Source organism: Gemmatimonas sp. (genome assembly GCF_044376735.1).
Taxonomy (GTDB): Bacteria; Gemmatimonadota; Gemmatimonadetes; order Gemmatimonadales; family Gemmatimonadaceae; genus Gemmatimonas.
In genome coordinates this window covers 1-15,577 of the sequence record NZ_JBILKJ010000061.1, presented here as the reverse complement: position 1 = coordinate 15,577, position 15,577 = coordinate 1, and the positions used below count along the sequence as shown (strand labels likewise).

Below are 15,577 nucleotides of genomic sequence, written 5' to 3'. Positions count from 1 at the left end.
CCCATGACCCGGGACTCGAACTCGTGACCCGAAACTCACGTGAGTCTCGCGTCGCGAGTCAGCGTTTGGGGTGGTGAGTTACCCACGACCCGGCACTCGAACTCGTGACCCGACACTCACGTGAGTCTCGCGTTGTGAGTACAACGTTTGGAGTTGTGCGTTTTATCGAAGAAACCACGGGGCCAAAACCAAACTCACCACGCTCATCAGCTTGATGAGAATATTCATGGCCGGTCCGCTGGTGTCCTTGAACGGATCCCCCACGGTGTCACCCACCACCGCGGCCTTGTGCGGATCGGAGCCTTTGCCGCCCAGGATGCCGCCTTCGATCATCTTCTTGGCGTTGTCCCACGCGCCGCCGGCGTTGGCCATGAACAGCGCCATCATCACGCCCGTTACCGTGGCCCCGGCCAGCAGGCCGCCCAGCGCGGTCACGCCGAGGAACTTGCCGACGAGCACGGGGAGCAGAATCGCCACGAGGCCCGGCGCGATCATTTCGCGGATCGCGGCCTTGGTCGAGATCTCGACGCAGCGCGCCGAGTCGGGCTTCACGCCCGGCTTGCCTTCGAGCAGCCCCGGGATTTCGCGGAACTGACGACGGACTTCTTCCACCATCCCCTGCGCCGCACGGCCCACGGCGGTCATCGTGGACGCACCGACGTAGAACGGCACCACGCCACCCACGAACATGCCGATCACGACCATCGGGTCGATCAGGTTGAGCGTGGTGAGGTTCACTGCCGAAGCGTAGGCCGAGAACAGCGCCAGCGCCGTGAGGGCCGCCGAGCCGATGGCGAAGCCCTTGCCGATCGCGGCGGTGGTGTTGCCGAGCGCGTCGAGGCCGTCGGTGATCTTGCGGACTTCCGGTCCGAGATGGCTCATCTCGGCGATACCACCCGCGTTGTCCGAGATGGGGCCGTAGGCATCGACCGACATCGTGACGCCGACCGTGGCGAGCATGCCCACCGAAGCGATGGCGATGCCGTACAAACCGGCCGACGTGAACGACACCCAGATGGCGGCGCAAATGAGCAGCACCGGCACGATGCAGCTTTCCATGCCGACCGCGAGGCCAGCGATGATGTTCGTGGCCGGGCCCGTCTGCGAGGCTTCGGCGATGCGGCGCACCGGGCCGGCAGCCGTGTAGTACTCGGTCACGAGACCGATGGAGATCCCGGACACCGTACCGGCGATGACGGCGTAGAACGGTCCGAGCACGGGCAGCGCGGCGCCCGCTTCGGTCGTCATGTTCAGCGGCACCATGTTCGTGATGAAATACGCGAACACGAGGAACAGGCCGGCCGCGATGAATGTGACCAGGCGCAACGCGTTGGCCGGATCACCCTTGGCCAGAATGCGCATCATGAAGATGCCGATCAGCGAGGCCACGAGTCCGGCCGCCGTGTACGCCACCGGCAGCAGCATCGCGTTCACGCGCGTGGCTTCGGGGATCAGCACGCTGGTGGCCGCGAGGGCGATCGTGGCCACGATACCGCCCACGTAGCTCTCGAAGATGTCGGCGCCAAGTCCGGCCACGTCGCCCACGTTGTCACCGACGTTGTCGGCGATGGTGGCCGGGTTGCGCGGATCATCTTCCGGGATGCCCGCTTCGACCTTGCCCACGAGGTCGGCGCCAACGTCGGCGGCCTTCGTGTAGATGCCGCCGCCGACGCGCGCAAACAGCGCGATCGAGGAGGCACCCATCGCGAAGCCGGAGATGATCTCGGCGAACGTTTTCGCGTCGGCCGTCACCTCATTCTTGGCGAGAAACGCGAACACGATCGCGATACCAGCCAGTCCGAGCGACGCGACGGCGAGCCCCATGATGGAGCCACCGCCGAACGCCACGCGGAGTGCCGCCGCCTGTCCGCTGCTGCGGGCCGCTTCCGCCGTACGCACGTTGGCGGCCGTGGCCCCCTGCATCCCGATCCAGCCGCTAGCCACCGAAAGCAGACCACCGATGACGTAGGCGATGGCCGTCTTCACACCGATCGCCCAGCCCAGCAGCCCGGCCACGATGAGCAGGAAAGGCAGGAGCACCACGTACTCGGCGCGCAGGAAGGCCATCGCGCCGACGTGGATTTCGCCGGCCAGCTCCTGCATGGCCGGCGTACCGGGTGAGAGCCGGCGAATACCGCCGAAGGTCAGGAACGTCGCGATGAGGCCGACGACGCCCGCGCCCAACGACAGCATCGGGAGTTGCTCGAACATGAAGGTGTGACTGGAGAAACGAAGGTGACCGAACCCGGCTTGGACTACTGCTTGCAGACGCCGCGCGGGTCGAGCTTGGGCTGGTTGACCACCGGACGACCGGTCCGGTTGCCAAGCTCGATCGCCACATCCGCAATCAGTTTCGTCACCCGCTGCATGTGCGGATAGTCGATGTATTGCGGCTCGTCGGTGAGCTGGTGATACGCCGAGTGACCGCCGGTGGTGAAGAAGGTGACCGGCACGCCCCACTTGGCGTACTCGTAGTGGTCGCTGCGGCAATAGATGTTCATGGGATGGTCGTTCGCATCCATGCCGTAGTCGAACACCAGGTTGTGCTTCTTCGTCTTGTTTACGCTTTCGACGAGATCACCGAGCTCGGTGGAGAGGCGGCGCGACCCGATGAGCTGCAGGTAGTCGGGGCCACCGCGCAGCTCCTGACCTTCCTTGGAGGTGCCGGTGAGGTCGGTAGCCGATCCGCGGCCCAGCATGTCGATGTTGAGCTGCGCCACGATGGAGTCACGTGAAACGGTGCTGTGCTCGGTGAAGAACTTCGAGCCCCACAGACCCTTCTCTTCGCCGACGTGCCACACGAACAGCGTGGAGCGCTTCGGCTTGACCTTCATCGTGGACAGCAGCTCGGCGATTTCCTGCACCGCGACCGAGCCCGAGCCGTCATCGTCGGCGCCGTTGAAGATCGAATCGCGACGCGTCGGGCTCGACTTCCGCATCTCGGCCAGCTCGGCGTTGATCTGCGCGAACTGTTCGGCGTTGCCCATCTTGTCATCGTTTTCGGCGCCGCCGGGACGCACGATACGGTTGAAGATCAACACCGAGTCGTGGTCGACCGCGCGACGCGACATCCCCACGTGATCGCTGTGCGCGCCGACGGCGACATACTGATTCTTGAGCTTCGGATCGCTGCCTGGCAGGATCGCCACCACGTTGCGCGCGGCGAACGGCGACGGCACGACGTCGAGGATCGCCTTCACGTTGACGCTCGTGCCGACCGTACCGGCCTTGAGTTCGCTCGCCGGCTGCGTGAACAACTTCGACATCGCGCCGGCGCCGACGAACAGTCGCGGTCCGCCAAAGGCAGGATCGTCCACGTACACGCCGGGGCGCAGCACGTAGCCGAACACGCCAGCCGCCTGTTGTGGGACCACGAGCAGGATGCCGGCAGCCCCGGCCGGTACATCGATGTCACCTTCCACCGCCTGCTGCACGGCGGCCTGCGAGAGTGGCACTGTGAGCACCACCAGCTTGCCGGCCACCTGGTCAGCCGGCAGGAGCCCCGCTTCACCCATCACCCCACCGAACACTACCGGCGTGTCGTTGAAGGTCATCGTGCTGCCGCTCTTGAAGCCCCACTCCTTGCCCAGTTCGAGCGATGCGCCGCCGGCGATGAACGACGACATCGGGTCGACCTTCTTGCTCTTGAGCGGCAGCGTCTGGAAGAACGTGCCGCTGTCACCGGCCGGCTGCAGGCCCAGGCGCTTGGCTTCGCGCGCCAGCAACTCGGTGGCCTTGAAGCTGCCTTCGGTGCCGGCATCGCGACCCATCAGCGAATCGTCGGCGAAGATGTACAGCCGCGTCATCAGATCGTCGGCGGTGATGGCGCTCTTGGTGGGGCGCGGCGCGAGCTTGAGCGGCAACGCGGTGCGCGGTACCGGCGCGGTGGCGAGCGGCTGTGACTTGGGCGCGTCCTGCGCGCTCACGACCGACGACATGGCAGCAAAGCTGATCGAACCGGCCACCACGAGGGTGCCGATCGACGCGGTGCGCTGCACCGCACGGATTACCACAGAACTCATCGCGGACTCGAAGAAAGGGGAAGACGAGCCACGTGCACCTGAGGTGCCGGCTTCGTGGTCGTCCAGGTTGCCAACAGGGTATCACGCAGCACCGCGAGACGCGGGAAGCCGCTTTGCCGTGCTCCCGACGTACGGGCCAGACTGCGGGTTTCACTAACGGTGGTGCCGGTCACGCGTCGCACGAGGACTTCGGCTTCATCCGTCGTGCGCTGTTCGAGCCAGGCCACGATCGGTTCCGCCCGGCTGTCGAGCACGATGGAGACGCGGCCGATGGGATCGCCGTCGTCGATGCGCACTGGAGCCCCGAACGTGGCGCCGCCATCGGTCGAGGTGGCCACCAGCACACGCGCCGTGTCATGGGCGGCCGTGTACCAGGCCACGACCACCGTTTTGCCGCTGGCCGCCACCTGCGGGCCGTTCACGGGGCACCCCGGATAGAACCAGTCGTCGGCGTGGACGAGCACCGGCGGGCTCCAGCCACCGACCAACTCGCGCACGATGGCGATGTCGCGGATGTCCTTGTCCGAGCGATCCCGATAAACGATCACGCGCCCCTGCGAGCCCTTCGCGGTGGCGGTCTGACAGCAATCGCAGGTACGGGCGTCCAGCACGGCTTCCCTCGAGAGGGACCCGTCGTCGCGCACCACGGCGGTGCGCACGGTCATCTCTCGTGTGGAGTCCTTCATGGCACTCTTGCGGCCGTCGAGCCACACGAGGCCCAGGTTTCGGCCACCCTCCGACCAGAGCGACACGAACCCATGCTCGGCGGCCAGCCCGTCGGTGTGCGGCGTCACGGGGGCGCTCCACGTGCGGCCGTCGTCCCGCGAGCGCACGGTGCGAATGCCGTAGGCGTAGGTGCTCGTGCCTTCGCGCTCGAGCCAGTGGGCGGCGAGGTCGCCGTTGTCCAGCTTCACGATCGCGGGGAAATCGGCCCAATTCACGAAGAACGGGCGGTCGGCGGCTATCGTGCGCGAGGAATCCCAGGCGGTGCCGTTCCACTTGGCGAGTCGAATGGCGAACGAGGAGTCGGCGCGCTGCTCCGTCCACGACATATACGCTGCGCCGCTGTCGTCGGTGATGACGAACGGCGTCTTGCTGCCGGCCGGTGCCGGGCTGGGGAGCTCTTCGACGGCGCCGAGGATGGCGGTGGCGGACGATGCCGTGGCGGCCACGTCTCGGGTGCCACAGGCGGAGCCTACGGCGGTGGCCACGATCACGAGACTGGCGACGAGCAGCCTCCGGGCCGGAAGTTGTTGTAGCATACTACAACGTTGGGCGACTCTTCGGTTCCGAGCAACTATGCTGAGTGCAGTGAAGCGGGAATTGGCCTCGGAGGCCGTACGTTGCCTGCTCGTGGCGGCGACGGTTGCGTTGCTCGCGCCCGGCGACGCGGTGGCGCAGTCCACCTCGGTCGGTGTCCGAACCACCCCGGTCGACACCGTGCAGGGGGTCGTTTTTGACAGCCTGTCCGGCATGCCGGTCGGGGGGGCTTTTGTGTCGGCGGACGGCGGCGAGGTCTCGGCTACCACCGACTCCGCGGGCCGCTTCCTGTTGCTGTCGGCTTCGCGAATCTCCCGTCTCGTGGTGTATCACGAGCTGCTCGATCGCGTGGGCCTTGGGGCCCTCCGTGCGGAGCGCGGTGATGTCTCGGGCCGTTGGGCACCGCGACTGGCAACACCGAGCATCGAGTCCGTCTGGGCGCGCTTCTGCAGCGGCCGGCGTCCACGGAACGGACTCGGTGGCATCGTGTTCGGGCGGACGATGGCCGCCGACGGCAGCACCCGACTGGGCGGCGCGCAGGTGGAACTGCAATGGGAGACGACGGAGCTGCGGGCCGATACGATGCCTCGCTACAAAACACGGGTGGTCCGCAGCGATAGTGCGGGCGACTACGTGGTCTGTGGCGTGCAGGAGTTCGGCCCGGCTGGCGTCATCGCCGTGGCGCCGACGGTGCGTTCCGCGGCGCTGCTCCTGCCCGGCGACGTGGTGCCGATTCGCCGCGCGAATCTGATGCTGGGGACAACCGATATCGCGTCCCGCACGTCAGTGCAGGGCACGGTGCAGGATGCCGAGGGGCAGCCCGTATCGGACGCGATGATCACGATCGATGGTGTGGAATCGTCCGCGCGCTCCGGCGCGGACGGGCGTTTCCGCGTGGCCGGCGTGCCGACCGGTACGCGGATGCTCTCGGTGCGCAAAGTCGGCATCCTCCCGTATCTGGCGCCCATCGATGTCCTCACGCGCGGCGTGGCGGCGTACACGGTGATGGTCGAACGCGGCGTCACCATTGAGGGTGTGCGTATCACCGCCCGTCGATCGGTCTCCCGAGACCTCCGGGAGTTCGAAGAGCGCGCACGGGCCGGCATCGGCAGGGTGATGGACTCCACGACGATCATGAAATTCCCCAGGCTCCAATCGGCCTTGCGGCAGTATCCGGCACTGCAGGTGGCGACGGCGAACAACGGCATCGACTTCACGCTGCTTGGGAGATTCGGCTCCGGCGGGGTACGTTGTCGCGCGTACATTTATGTTGATGGCGTCGTCGAAAGCTCCGCGTATCTGGCCGTGCTGCCGCCCGAGAACATCGCGGCGATGGAGCTGTTCAACTCGGATGCGCTTGCGCCGGTTCGCTTTCGACCGCTCGGCAATTCGTGTGCGGTGCTGCTGGTGTGGACCAAGAACTTCTTGCGGGGATAGCGCGTGACGCGTCGTGGATTCGAACAGAAGATGGCGAGGACGATGAAGGGACTCGCCCTGGTGCTGGCCGGCCTGCTCGGTGGATCGTCGTTGGGCGCGCAGGTCGCGCCGGTATCGCAGCGTCCGGATACCGTTCGCGGCCTTGCCTATGACAGTCTGGCCTTTCGGCCGATGGCCGGCGCGCTCATCACGGCGGAGCCGGGCGGCGAGTCCGCCGCCAGCGATTCCCTTGGCCGGTTCACGATCTACAGCCGTATGCGCGTCATGCGCCTGGTCGCGTTCCACGAGCGGGCCGATCGCCTCGGACTCGGGGAGTTGATCGCGACGCGCCCTGAGGGCGACGGACCGTGGGAACGTCCCATCGTGGCGACGCCAGGCATGAACACGGCCTGGGCCCGGCTGTGCGTGGGCCAGCGTCGCCCCGCCAACGGCATGGGCGGCATTCTGTTCGGCTCCACCACGGCCGCCGACGGCGCCACCCGCGTGGCGGGCGTCGGGCTCGTGCTGCAGTGGCAGGCGGTCAAGAGTCTGCTCGACACGACGCCCAAGTTCGAATCGATGACGGTGCGCAGCGACTCGTTGGGCAGTTACATCTTCTGCGGCGTGCAGGAGTTCGGCCCGGCCGCGCTGGTGGCGTCGTCGTCGCAGTACCGCAGCGACAACGTGTTGGTCGACGCCGACGCCGCCTCGCTGCGTCGCGTCGATCTCGTCCTCGGCGCCACCGCCGGCCCGACGGCTACCGCCACCGTGCAGGGACGCGTGGTCGATGAGACGGGGGCCTCGGTTCCGGCCGCGACGGTCACGTTTGGCGGCTTTGCCACCGAGATCATGTCGGGCCCCAATGGCCGCTTCACGATCAACAACGTGCCCACCGGCAGCCGCATGGTGTCGGCGCGCAAGATCGGCTACGTGACCGTGGCCAAGCAGCTTGATGTGCTCGAAAAGGGCGTGACGGGGCTCGAAGTGCTGGTGGAGAAGGGCGCGCTGGTGGAGCAGGTCAACATCCGCTCCACGCGCGTCAAGTCCCGCGACGCCACGGAGCTCGACGAGCGGAAGGCGTCGGGGCTTGGCCGCTTCGTGGATTCCACGCACTTCGCGAAGTACGATCGCACGCGCCAGGCGCTGGATCTGCTGCCCGGTATCCGTACGCAGATGGGACGCGCGCCGGGAGACTTCGTGATTCGTGGACGCGGCGACTGCATGGCGTCGTTGTGGGTGAACGGCGTACGGGAGCCGAACATCCCCGACAACATGATTGCCCGCCTGCCAAAGGATGAAATCGCCGCCGTGGAAATCTTCAACAACGAGATGCAGGCGCCGGCGCGCTTTCAGACGGCGGGCAATCAGTGCGCGGTCGTCGTGCTCTGGACGAAGCAGCACATCAACGCGAAGCGTTAACGCATTACGGCTGCTTGGTGATTACGCCGCCCTTCATCACGTAGGACACCTTCGCGAGTAGCGAGACGTCGCGCAGCGGGTCGCCCTTGACCGCCACCAGATCGGCGAGCTTGCCGGTCGTCACGCTGCCGAGCTCCCGTTCGACGCCGAGCAGGGTGGCGCCGTTCATGGTGCCGACGGTGATGGCCTCCATCGGCGTGGCGCCGAGGATGTCCACCATGTACTTGAACTCCTCCCCGTTGCGGCCGTGAATGTCGCTGGTGGCATCGGTGCCCAGGGCGAATTTCACGCCGGCTTGGTAGGCGGCGCGCAGGCGCACCCGCCGTTCGCCGGCGATGGCGGTGGCCTTGGCGATCGAGTTGGCGGGCACGCCTTTGCGGGCGCCGTCGGTGACGATCTCTTCGAGAATGATGAGGGTGGGCACGAGGTACGTGCCCTTCTCCTTCATGAAGCTGATGGCTTGGTCGTCGACGAGGCTGCCGTGCTCGATGCTGGCGACGCCGGCCAGGACGGCCGCCTTGAGCCCATCGCCGGCGTGGGCGTGGGCCATGACCTTGCGGCCAAGTCGGGTCGCTTCCGCCACTGCGGCGGTGAGTTCATCCATGCCGAACTGCGCGGCGCCGACGGCGTCGCCCACCGAGAGAATGCCGCCGGTGGCAACGATCTTGATCTGATCGGCGCCGTATTTCACGTTCGTGCGCACCTGCTTGCGCACGGCGTCGGCGCCGTCAACGATGGCTCCGGTACCGGGCACGGCAAGGAACGGGCTCCATCCGTTTACGTCGGCGTGGCCACCGGTGCTGCCGAGGGCCGGCCCCGACGCGTGAATGCGCGGGCCGGGGATGAGGCCGCGGGTGATGGCATCGCGCACGACCACGTCGACGAAATCGGTACTGCCCGCTTCGCGCACGGTGGTGAAGCCGGCGTCGAGCGTCTTCTTCGCATTGATCGTGGCATAGATCGCGCCGTGCGCCGGCGTCTCCTTGAGCACCGCCAAGTCGCCGCCGTCGTTGTCGATCGACGTGAGGTGCGTGTGCGCGTCGATGAAACCGGGGAGCAGGGTGTAACCGGCCAGGTCGAGGCGCGTTGCTCCGGCAGGCACGCGCACGGTGCTGGCGGGGCCGACGTCGAGGATGCGTTCGCCGCGCACGATCACCATGGCATCAGCGATCTGCGTGCCGTCACCGACGATGACGCGGTCCACGTGGATCGCGGTGACGCGGGGCGCCTGGGCGGACTGTGCGGCGGCTGGTCCGGCTATCGCCGCGCTGAACGCCACGGTCGCCGACGCGGCGGCGGTCAGAATTCGAAGAGAAGGTCGCATGCCGAGAAACTACTCCGCGATGATGCCTTGCGTGCAGGCGGACGGGCGCGCTAACGCCCCATCGTGCTCACGGCCTTCTCGGTGCCGTCGGCGATCCACAGTTCGAGCGCGGCCACCATGCGCGGATACAGCGCTTCGACCAGGTCCCGCTCGTCGCGCGGCATGGTGTGCAGCACGAAGTCGGCCAGATCGCCGATCTGGCGGCGCTCATCGACCGGCTTGATGCCGATGCGCAGGCGCGGGTAGGTGGGCGACTTGAGATGGGACTCGATGCTCTTGAGGCCATTGTGTCCGCCCGGGCTGCCGGCCGCGCGCAGGCGATACTCGCCGGCGGGTACGGCGACTTCGTCGACGATGACCATGAGATCGTCGGCGGCTTTCCATCCTTCGCGCTTGAGATACGGTCGGAGGGCGGCGCCGCTGAGGTTCATGAACGTCTGCGGCTTGACGAGCTTGACCTTCTTGCCGCCCACCATGCCTTGAGTGGTCACGGCGTCGCCGTCTTTCCGCCAGGGGTCGAAGTGCCACTGATGCGCGAGATGGTCCACCAGCCACCATCCCACGTTGTGTCGCGTGTGCTCGTATTCCCGGCCGGGATTGCCGAGTCCGACGATGACTTTCATACGCAGGGGTAAACGGGCGGGGCGCGGAATGCGCCAGCGTGGGGTGACCATGCCGAACGGACTCCGCGCCCCGTACGAACGAGCGAAAACGAGCGATCGCCGAGCTTACTTCTCGTCGGCCTTGGGCTTCGCGCGGATCACTTCCGGCTCGGCGGCGCCATCGGCGACGGTTTCCACGGCCACCTTCGGCACCTGCACGATACAGACCGTGGTGCCCGGCTCGTCGAGCAGCTTGATGCCGGCCGGGAGCGTGAGATCGGACACGTGCAGCGACTTGCCGACCTTCAGCGACGACACGTCGACGTCGATGTGGTTCGGGATCGCCGACGGATCCACTTCGATGTGGAGCTGGTGCATGATCTGGTCGAGCAGGCCGCCTTCGAGGCGGACGCCTTCCGGCACGCCGATGTAGACGATCGGGCAATGCACCGACACCGTCTCACCCGCCACGAGCTCCTGGAAGTCGATGTGCGTGATGGTGCGCTTGAACGGGTGGCGCTGTACTTCGCGGATCAGCGTGCGGGACGACTTGCCATCGATGGAGAGCTCGATCACGGTGCTGCTGATCGCGATGCTCTTGAGGAGCTTGTCGGTCTCGCGCGCATTGATCGTGAGCGACTGCGCCTCGCGGCCGTGGCCGTAGATCACTGCGGGAATGCTGCCGGCCTGACGGATCTTGCGAGCGGCGCCCTTACCCGTTTCGGTGCGAACGGACGCGGAGAGAGAAGCGGTGGACATTGTGACTAACCTCTGAGATAAAGTGGTTCGGGAGTAACCGGAAATGGTCGGCCCGGCCAGTAACGGCGTGCTTCGCCGTTATTCGAACAACACGCTCACCGACTGATCGGCATGCGTGAATCGGATGGCCTTCGCCAGCAGCTCGCCCACCGAGAGCACCTGCAGCGACGGAAAGCGTCGCTCGGGGGGGAGATTGATGGAGTCGGTCACCACGACTTCCTTGATCGGTGCGTTCGTGAGCCGTTCCACGGCGGGGCCGCTGAACAGCGCGTGTGTGGCACACACGTAGATGTCGTTCGCACCGAGATTCCTCAGGGCACGGGCGGCTTCGGAGACGGTGCCGGCCGTGTCGATCATGTCGTCGGGAATGAGACAATCCCGGCCTTCGACTTCACCGACGACGTTCATCACTTCGGCCACATTGGCCTTGGGGCGACGCTTGTCGATGATGGCGAAGGTGGCGTCGAGACGCTTGGCAAAGCCGCGCGCCATCTTGGCCGATCCGACGTCGGGGGCCACCACGCACAGGTCCTTGAGCCCCTTCTTGCGGAAATAATTCGTGAATACCGGCGCGGCATACAGGTGATCGACGGGCACGTCGAAGAACCCTTGCAGCTGGTGCGCATGAAAATCGAGACCGAGGACACGATCGGCGCCGGCCGTCTCGATGAGGTTGGCCATGAGCTTGGCGCCAATGGCGACGCGCGGCTGATCCTTGCGGTCTTGCCGTGCGTATCCCGTATACGGCAACACGGCGGTGACCCGGGCGGCCGAGGCACGGCGCGCGGCGTCAATGAGGAGCAGCAGCTCGAGCACGTTCTCGCCCGGCGGATTCGTGGGTTGCACCACGAACACGTCCGCACCACGAATGTTCTCGTCGATTCGGACGAACACTTCTCCGTCGGCGAAGCGCGTACAGGTCACCTTACACAGCTCGGTGCCCAGCATCCTCGCGACCTCTTCCGCGAGCGGCCGATTCGCCGTTCCGGAGAGGATCTTGAAGCCGCGCGGCAACGGAGACGGTACGTCCAGCAACGGAGTCATCCGGGGGTCTCGACCTGCATGAAGTGTGTTGGTACGGAACCAGTACAAAGGGGGCGGAGTGTCGCCGGTACCTCGTGCGAGGCGCGGCGGCTCCGTCCCTGACCAGCCATCAAGCATAGCCAAATCGGTGTCTCAGAGGGAGGGGCAGCGGCACATCTGCGGAGCCACCGTCGTCGCCGAGTCGTGACCGACCTGTGGTCACGCTGTCGGCAAATGCTCACCGACGAGAGGAAGTGTACGAGGCGTCACAGTGTGACGACGCTCCCTCTTTCTTCCTCCAACGAGCCATGCGTACTTCTCATGTCCGCCGTGTCCTCGGCGCACTATTTTCGGTCGTATTGACCGGACTTCCTGTCTCTCGAGCGAACGCTCAGGCTACTGAAGGGTTCGTGGCCGGTCAGGTTCGGTCGGCCGCAGGCGCCGCAGTGGTGGGTGCCACGGTAACCGCGCGCAACCTTTCCACCGGCACTCAGCAGACCCGGCAGACCGATGCGCGGGGGCGCTACGTCTTTGCGCAGCTGCCGATTGGCGGTCCCTACACCCTGACGGTCCGGCAGCTTGGCTTCCGTCCGGCGCAGCGCAGCGGGTTGATGCTCAATCTGGGCGATCGTGTGACGCTCGATCTGGTCTTGGACGTCTCGGCAACGGAACTGGCGGCGATTGATGTCCGGGCAGACCGGGAGAGCAAGCGGGCGGAGCGCGTCGGCGGCAGTACCGTCGTCAGCGAAAAGGAAATCCGCCAGCTGCCGATTCAGGACCGCTCGTTCGCCGATCTCGCGATCCTGGCGCCGACGACTTCTCGCGCCGGCACCGGCGGCATCATCACGTCGTCGTCGTCGATTGCCGGTGGTCGAGTCACCGGAACCGACATTCGCGTGGATGGTGTCCAGGCGAAGAACACGATCTGGGGCGCGGGCTTCGGCCGCGGCCCGTACTCCATCTCGGTGGAAGCCGTCCGTGAGTTCGAAGTGGTGACGAACGTGTACGACGTGACGCAAGGTCGGCAGGGAGCCGGCGCGGTGAACGTGGCGACGCGCGCCGGTACCAACACGACCAACGGCTCGCTCTTCGTGTACAACCGCAATCAGGCGCTCACCACGAAGACGAACTTCCTTGGGCAGAACGTCACCAGCTTCGACAATCTGCAGTTCGGCGGGTCGATGGGCGGCGCGATCGTGAAGGACAAACTGCACTACTTCGTAGCCTATGATCGCCAGCAAGTGGCCGAGCCTTTCTCCACGCTGCAGGTGGAGAACAACGCCGACTGGTCACGGTTGCAGGTGGCGCCTGACAGTGTGACGCGGTTCCTGGACATTCTTCGCCGGTCGTACGGTCTCCCAAGCGACCGTCAGGTTGGCACGTTCGATCGCGCCAACACGCTGAACACCGTGTTCGGGCGTTTGGACTACCAGATCAACGAGGCGCATCGCGCGACGTTGCGCACGACGTATTCCGACTTCCTGTATGGTAACTCGATCCCGGACCGTGAGCTGTCGGTGCTCGAGAGCCGCGGCAATCAGAAGTCGCGCGAAATACAGACGATGGCGTCGGTGAAGTCGAATCTCGGCAGTCGTCTCACCAATGACGTGCGGTTAGCGTACACCAACCGCATTCTGGAGAACGAGCCGAACACACGTTTGCCGCGTGGGTGGGTGAACGTATCCTCCGCGTTGCCCACCGGCGGTACGGGCACGAATCAGATCCTGCAGTTTGGTGGACAGCGCACGAGCCCGGAGCTGCAGACCGAGGAGTCGTATCAGCTGGTCGACGTGCTGCGTTTCGACGGCGATCGCTCGGCGTTCACCCTGGGCACGGACCATTCGCTGAACAACCTCTCGATGTTCGTGTCCATCGAGACCGACGGTCTCTTCCAGTTTGCCAATCTGGCGGCCCTCGAGGCGCGTCGGCCGTCGTCGTTCGCGCGCTTGGTGCCGATTCAGAATCTCGAACCCCGCATGCGGCAGTGGGTGTACGATGGTGGTGTGTTCGCGCAGGGCGAGTTCCGCGTGCGCGACAATCTCAACCTGACGGCCGGCTTACGCGCTGACGTGTCGGCGTTCCTGACGGCCGCCAACCCGAACGCCGCGATCGAGGGGGCCTTCGGCAAGCGGACCGATCTGGCGCCCACCGACTTCGCCATCCAGCCGCGGGCTCAGATGACGTGGACACCTGGCCGCGCCGGCCAGAATCTCGTGCGCGTCGGCAGCGGCTACTTCACGTCGCAGCCGCACTACATGGCGCACATCAACAACCTGCTCAACGATGGCTCGCAGTTGGCCGATGTGCTCCTCACGGGCGCCGCGGTGCCGACGCCGGACTTTGTCAGCTATCGCCAGTCGTTTGCCAACGTCCCGGGGATTCCGGCTGGCAGCGGACCACGGCCGCAGTACGTCAACTTCTTCGGCCCCGACTTCAAGGTGCCGCGCACGTGGAAGAGTGACATTGCGTACCAGCGTCGTCTCTTCAACGGCAACCTGACCCTTGGCGCCGCGGCACAGTATGCGCAGACCAACGAGCTCTATCGGTACGTCGATCTGAACCTGCGGCCGACGCCGGATTTCACGCTGGCCAACGAAGCGGGGCGACCGGTGTTCGTACCGTCCACCAGCATCACCGCGACTGGCGGTCGGAATCCGGTGCTGGCCCGTCCGTTCTCGCAGTTCCAGCGCGTCCTCGAGCTTCGCAGCGATGCTGCACAGCATCAGAAGGCGTTCTTCGTCGATGCCGCGCTGCGCCTCCCGCGGAACGGCTCGATCAGTGGATCGTTCACCTTCAATCAGACGCGCGACAACAGCTCGTTCAACTGCTGTATCGCCATCAGCTCGGTGTTCACGCCGGTGCCGGGCGATCCGCGAATCGCCACGTGGGGCGCCAGCAACACGGATTTCCGTCACAAGCTCGTGTTGTTCGGCGCCACGCCGGAGATCAAGGGCTTCCAGTTCAGTGCCCGCGTGATCGGGCAGTCGGGCACGCCGTGGTCGGCCACGGTAGCGCAGGACATCAACGGTGATGATGTCGGCGCTGGCAGCTCGTTCGGCAATCAGAATGACCTGGCGTTCGTGTTCGACCCGTCAACGCCGGGCCTTCGCGCCGGTTTTGCGGACTCGCTCCGGCTGGTGTACGGCAGCCCGCTCAACACCGGTGCCAGCTATCTGAACGCCACCGTGGGGCAGATCGTCGAGCGAAACGCGATTCGCAATCCGTTCGTCACGCAGGTAGACGTGCGCCTGTCGCAAAAGCTGCCGTCGATTCGCGGACAGCGCGCCGAACTGACGCTCGATGTGTTCAACGCCGCCGCGCTGATCAATCACAACTGGGGCGCGGTGCGCGTGGTCCCGGGTGCCAACCAGACGCTGCTGAATGTGATCAGCTTCGATCAAGCTGCTCGCGAGTATCGCTACCGCGTGAATCCGAACTTTGGCCGCACGGTCAAGTCGGGCAACCGGTACCAGATGCAGTTGGGCTTGCGGTACCAGTTCTGATTCCAGCCCGCGGGCTGCCTGACCATCGGCCGCCGGTAGCGGCTCGGACGCATCGGGTGGTGTAGAACGCGAATGGCGAGGCAGCGGTGGTTCCGCTGCCTCGCCATTCGCGTTGTCCGGTGTCGATAGGCCCACTCGGAATCGAACCGAGATCATCGGCTTCAAAGGCCGAGGTAATAGCCGTTATACGATAGGCCAGCTGCTGCACCTGCGACGAACGTCCGTATGCTACCCCGGGGCCCGACTGCG

At 65.8% G+C, this 15,577-nt stretch carries 10 protein-coding genes and 1 tRNA gene; 3 read left to right on the top strand and 8 right to left on the bottom strand.

Annotation, left to right across the window (positions count from 1 at the left end; all coding sequences use genetic code 11):
• Positions 1 to 162: 162 nt before the first annotated feature.
• Genes ACIRA7_RS10025 through ACIRA7_RS10015 form a run of 3 tightly spaced genes read right to left on the bottom strand, consistent with a single transcriptional unit; the run spans position 163 to position 5,284 of the window.
• On the bottom strand, positions 163 to 2,211 hold the full coding sequence (locus ACIRA7_RS10025) for a sodium-translocating pyrophosphatase (RefSeq protein ID WP_396220703.1): 2,049 nt from the start codon (positions 2,209 to 2,211) through the stop codon (positions 163 to 165).
• A 44-nt stretch (positions 2,212 to 2,255) separates the two neighbouring features.
• Positions 2,256 to 4,022, bottom strand: a complete 1,767-nt coding sequence (locus ACIRA7_RS10020) for a M28 family metallopeptidase (RefSeq protein WP_396220702.1) — start codon at positions 4,020 to 4,022, stop codon at positions 2,256 to 2,258.
• Entirely contained in the window at positions 4,019 to 5,284 is a 1,266-nt protein-coding gene (locus tag ACIRA7_RS10015) for a sialidase family protein (RefSeq protein ID WP_396220701.1), read from the bottom strand. Before ACIRA7_RS10015 ends, ACIRA7_RS10020 begins: the two co-directional genes overlap by 4 nt.
• A 37-nt stretch (positions 5,285 to 5,321) precedes the next feature.
• Here ACIRA7_RS10015 and ACIRA7_RS10010 point away from each other — a divergent pair, with 37 nt between their 5' ends.
• Both ACIRA7_RS10010 and ACIRA7_RS10005 read left to right on the top strand, forming a co-directional pair.
• Positions 5,322 to 6,719 carry a carboxypeptidase regulatory-like domain-containing protein gene (locus ACIRA7_RS10010; RefSeq protein ID WP_396220700.1) on the top strand — a complete coding sequence of 466 codons (1,398 nt, stop codon included), beginning with the start codon at positions 5,322 to 5,324 and terminating at the stop codon, positions 6,717 to 6,719.
• A gap of 3 nt (positions 6,720 to 6,722) precedes the next feature.
• Positions 6,723 to 8,117, top strand: coding sequence for a carboxypeptidase-like regulatory domain-containing protein (locus ACIRA7_RS10005; RefSeq protein ID WP_396220699.1), 1,395 nt, complete (start codon positions 6,723 to 6,725; stop codon positions 8,115 to 8,117).
• A gap of 4 nt (positions 8,118 to 8,121) precedes the next feature.
• Here ACIRA7_RS10005 and ACIRA7_RS10000 read toward each other — a convergent pair whose 3' ends face one another.
• From ACIRA7_RS10000 to ACIRA7_RS09985, 4 genes are all read right to left on the bottom strand, one after another.
• On the bottom strand, positions 8,122 to 9,441 hold the full coding sequence (locus tag ACIRA7_RS10000) for an amidohydrolase family protein (RefSeq protein WP_396220698.1): 1,320 nt from the start codon (positions 9,439 to 9,441) through the stop codon (positions 8,122 to 8,124).
• Between the two features lie 50 nt (positions 9,442 to 9,491).
• Complete coding sequence (gene pth, locus ACIRA7_RS09995) at positions 9,492 to 10,115, bottom strand: aminoacyl-tRNA hydrolase (RefSeq protein ID WP_396220697.1); 624 nt, start codon at positions 10,113 to 10,115, stop codon at positions 9,492 to 9,494.
• Between the two features lie 54 nt (positions 10,116 to 10,169).
• Positions 10,170 to 10,802, bottom strand: coding sequence for a 50S ribosomal protein L25/general stress protein Ctc (locus ACIRA7_RS09990; protein WP_396220696.1), 633 nt, complete (start codon positions 10,800 to 10,802; stop codon positions 10,170 to 10,172).
• A gap of 78 nt (positions 10,803 to 10,880) precedes the next feature.
• Complete coding sequence (locus tag ACIRA7_RS09985; RefSeq protein WP_396220695.1) at positions 10,881 to 11,846, bottom strand: ribose-phosphate diphosphokinase; 966 nt, start codon at positions 11,844 to 11,846, stop codon at positions 10,881 to 10,883.
• A gap of 389 nt (positions 11,847 to 12,235) precedes the next feature.
• Here ACIRA7_RS09985 and ACIRA7_RS09980 point away from each other — a divergent pair, with 389 nt between their 5' ends.
• Positions 12,236 to 15,328, top strand: coding sequence for a carboxypeptidase regulatory-like domain-containing protein (locus ACIRA7_RS09980; protein ID WP_396220694.1), 3,093 nt, complete (start codon positions 12,236 to 12,238; stop codon positions 15,326 to 15,328).
• A 126-nt stretch (positions 15,329 to 15,454) separates the two neighbouring features.
• Here the strand turns inward: ACIRA7_RS09980 and ACIRA7_RS09975 are convergent.
• Positions 15,455 to 15,525, bottom strand: a tRNA-Gln gene (locus ACIRA7_RS09975).
• Positions 15,526 to 15,577 lie beyond the last annotated feature (52 nt).

Bases quoted from the DNA above. Each gene is read 5' to 3' on its own strand.
- ACIRA7_RS09985 (WP_396220695.1), bottom strand. From the start codon at position 11,846: ATGACTCCGTTGCTGGACGTACCGTCTCCGTTGCCGCGCGGCTTCAAG.
- pth (WP_396220697.1), bottom strand. From the start codon at position 10,115: ATGGTCACCCCACGCTGGCGCATTCCGCGCCCCGCCCGTTTACCCCTG.
- ACIRA7_RS10020 (WP_396220702.1), bottom strand. From the start codon at position 4,022: ATGAGTTCTGTGGTAATCCGTGCGGTGCAGCGCACCGCGTCGATCGGC.
- ACIRA7_RS10000 (WP_396220698.1), bottom strand. From the start codon at position 9,441: ATGCGACCTTCTCTTCGAATTCTGACCGCCGCCGCGTCGGCGACCGTG.
- ACIRA7_RS10015 (WP_396220701.1), bottom strand. From the start codon at position 5,284: ATGCTACAACAACTTCCGGCCCGGAGGCTGCTCGTCGCCAGTCTCGTG.
- ACIRA7_RS10025 (WP_396220703.1), bottom strand. From the start codon at position 2,211: ATGTTCGAGCAACTCCCGATGCTGTCGTTGGGCGCGGGCGTCGTCGGC.
- ACIRA7_RS09990 (WP_396220696.1), bottom strand. From the start codon at position 10,802: ATGTCCACCGCTTCTCTCTCCGCGTCCGTTCGCACCGAAACGGGTAAG.
- ACIRA7_RS10010 (WP_396220700.1), top strand. From the start codon at position 5,322: ATGCTGAGTGCAGTGAAGCGGGAATTGGCCTCGGAGGCCGTACGTTGC.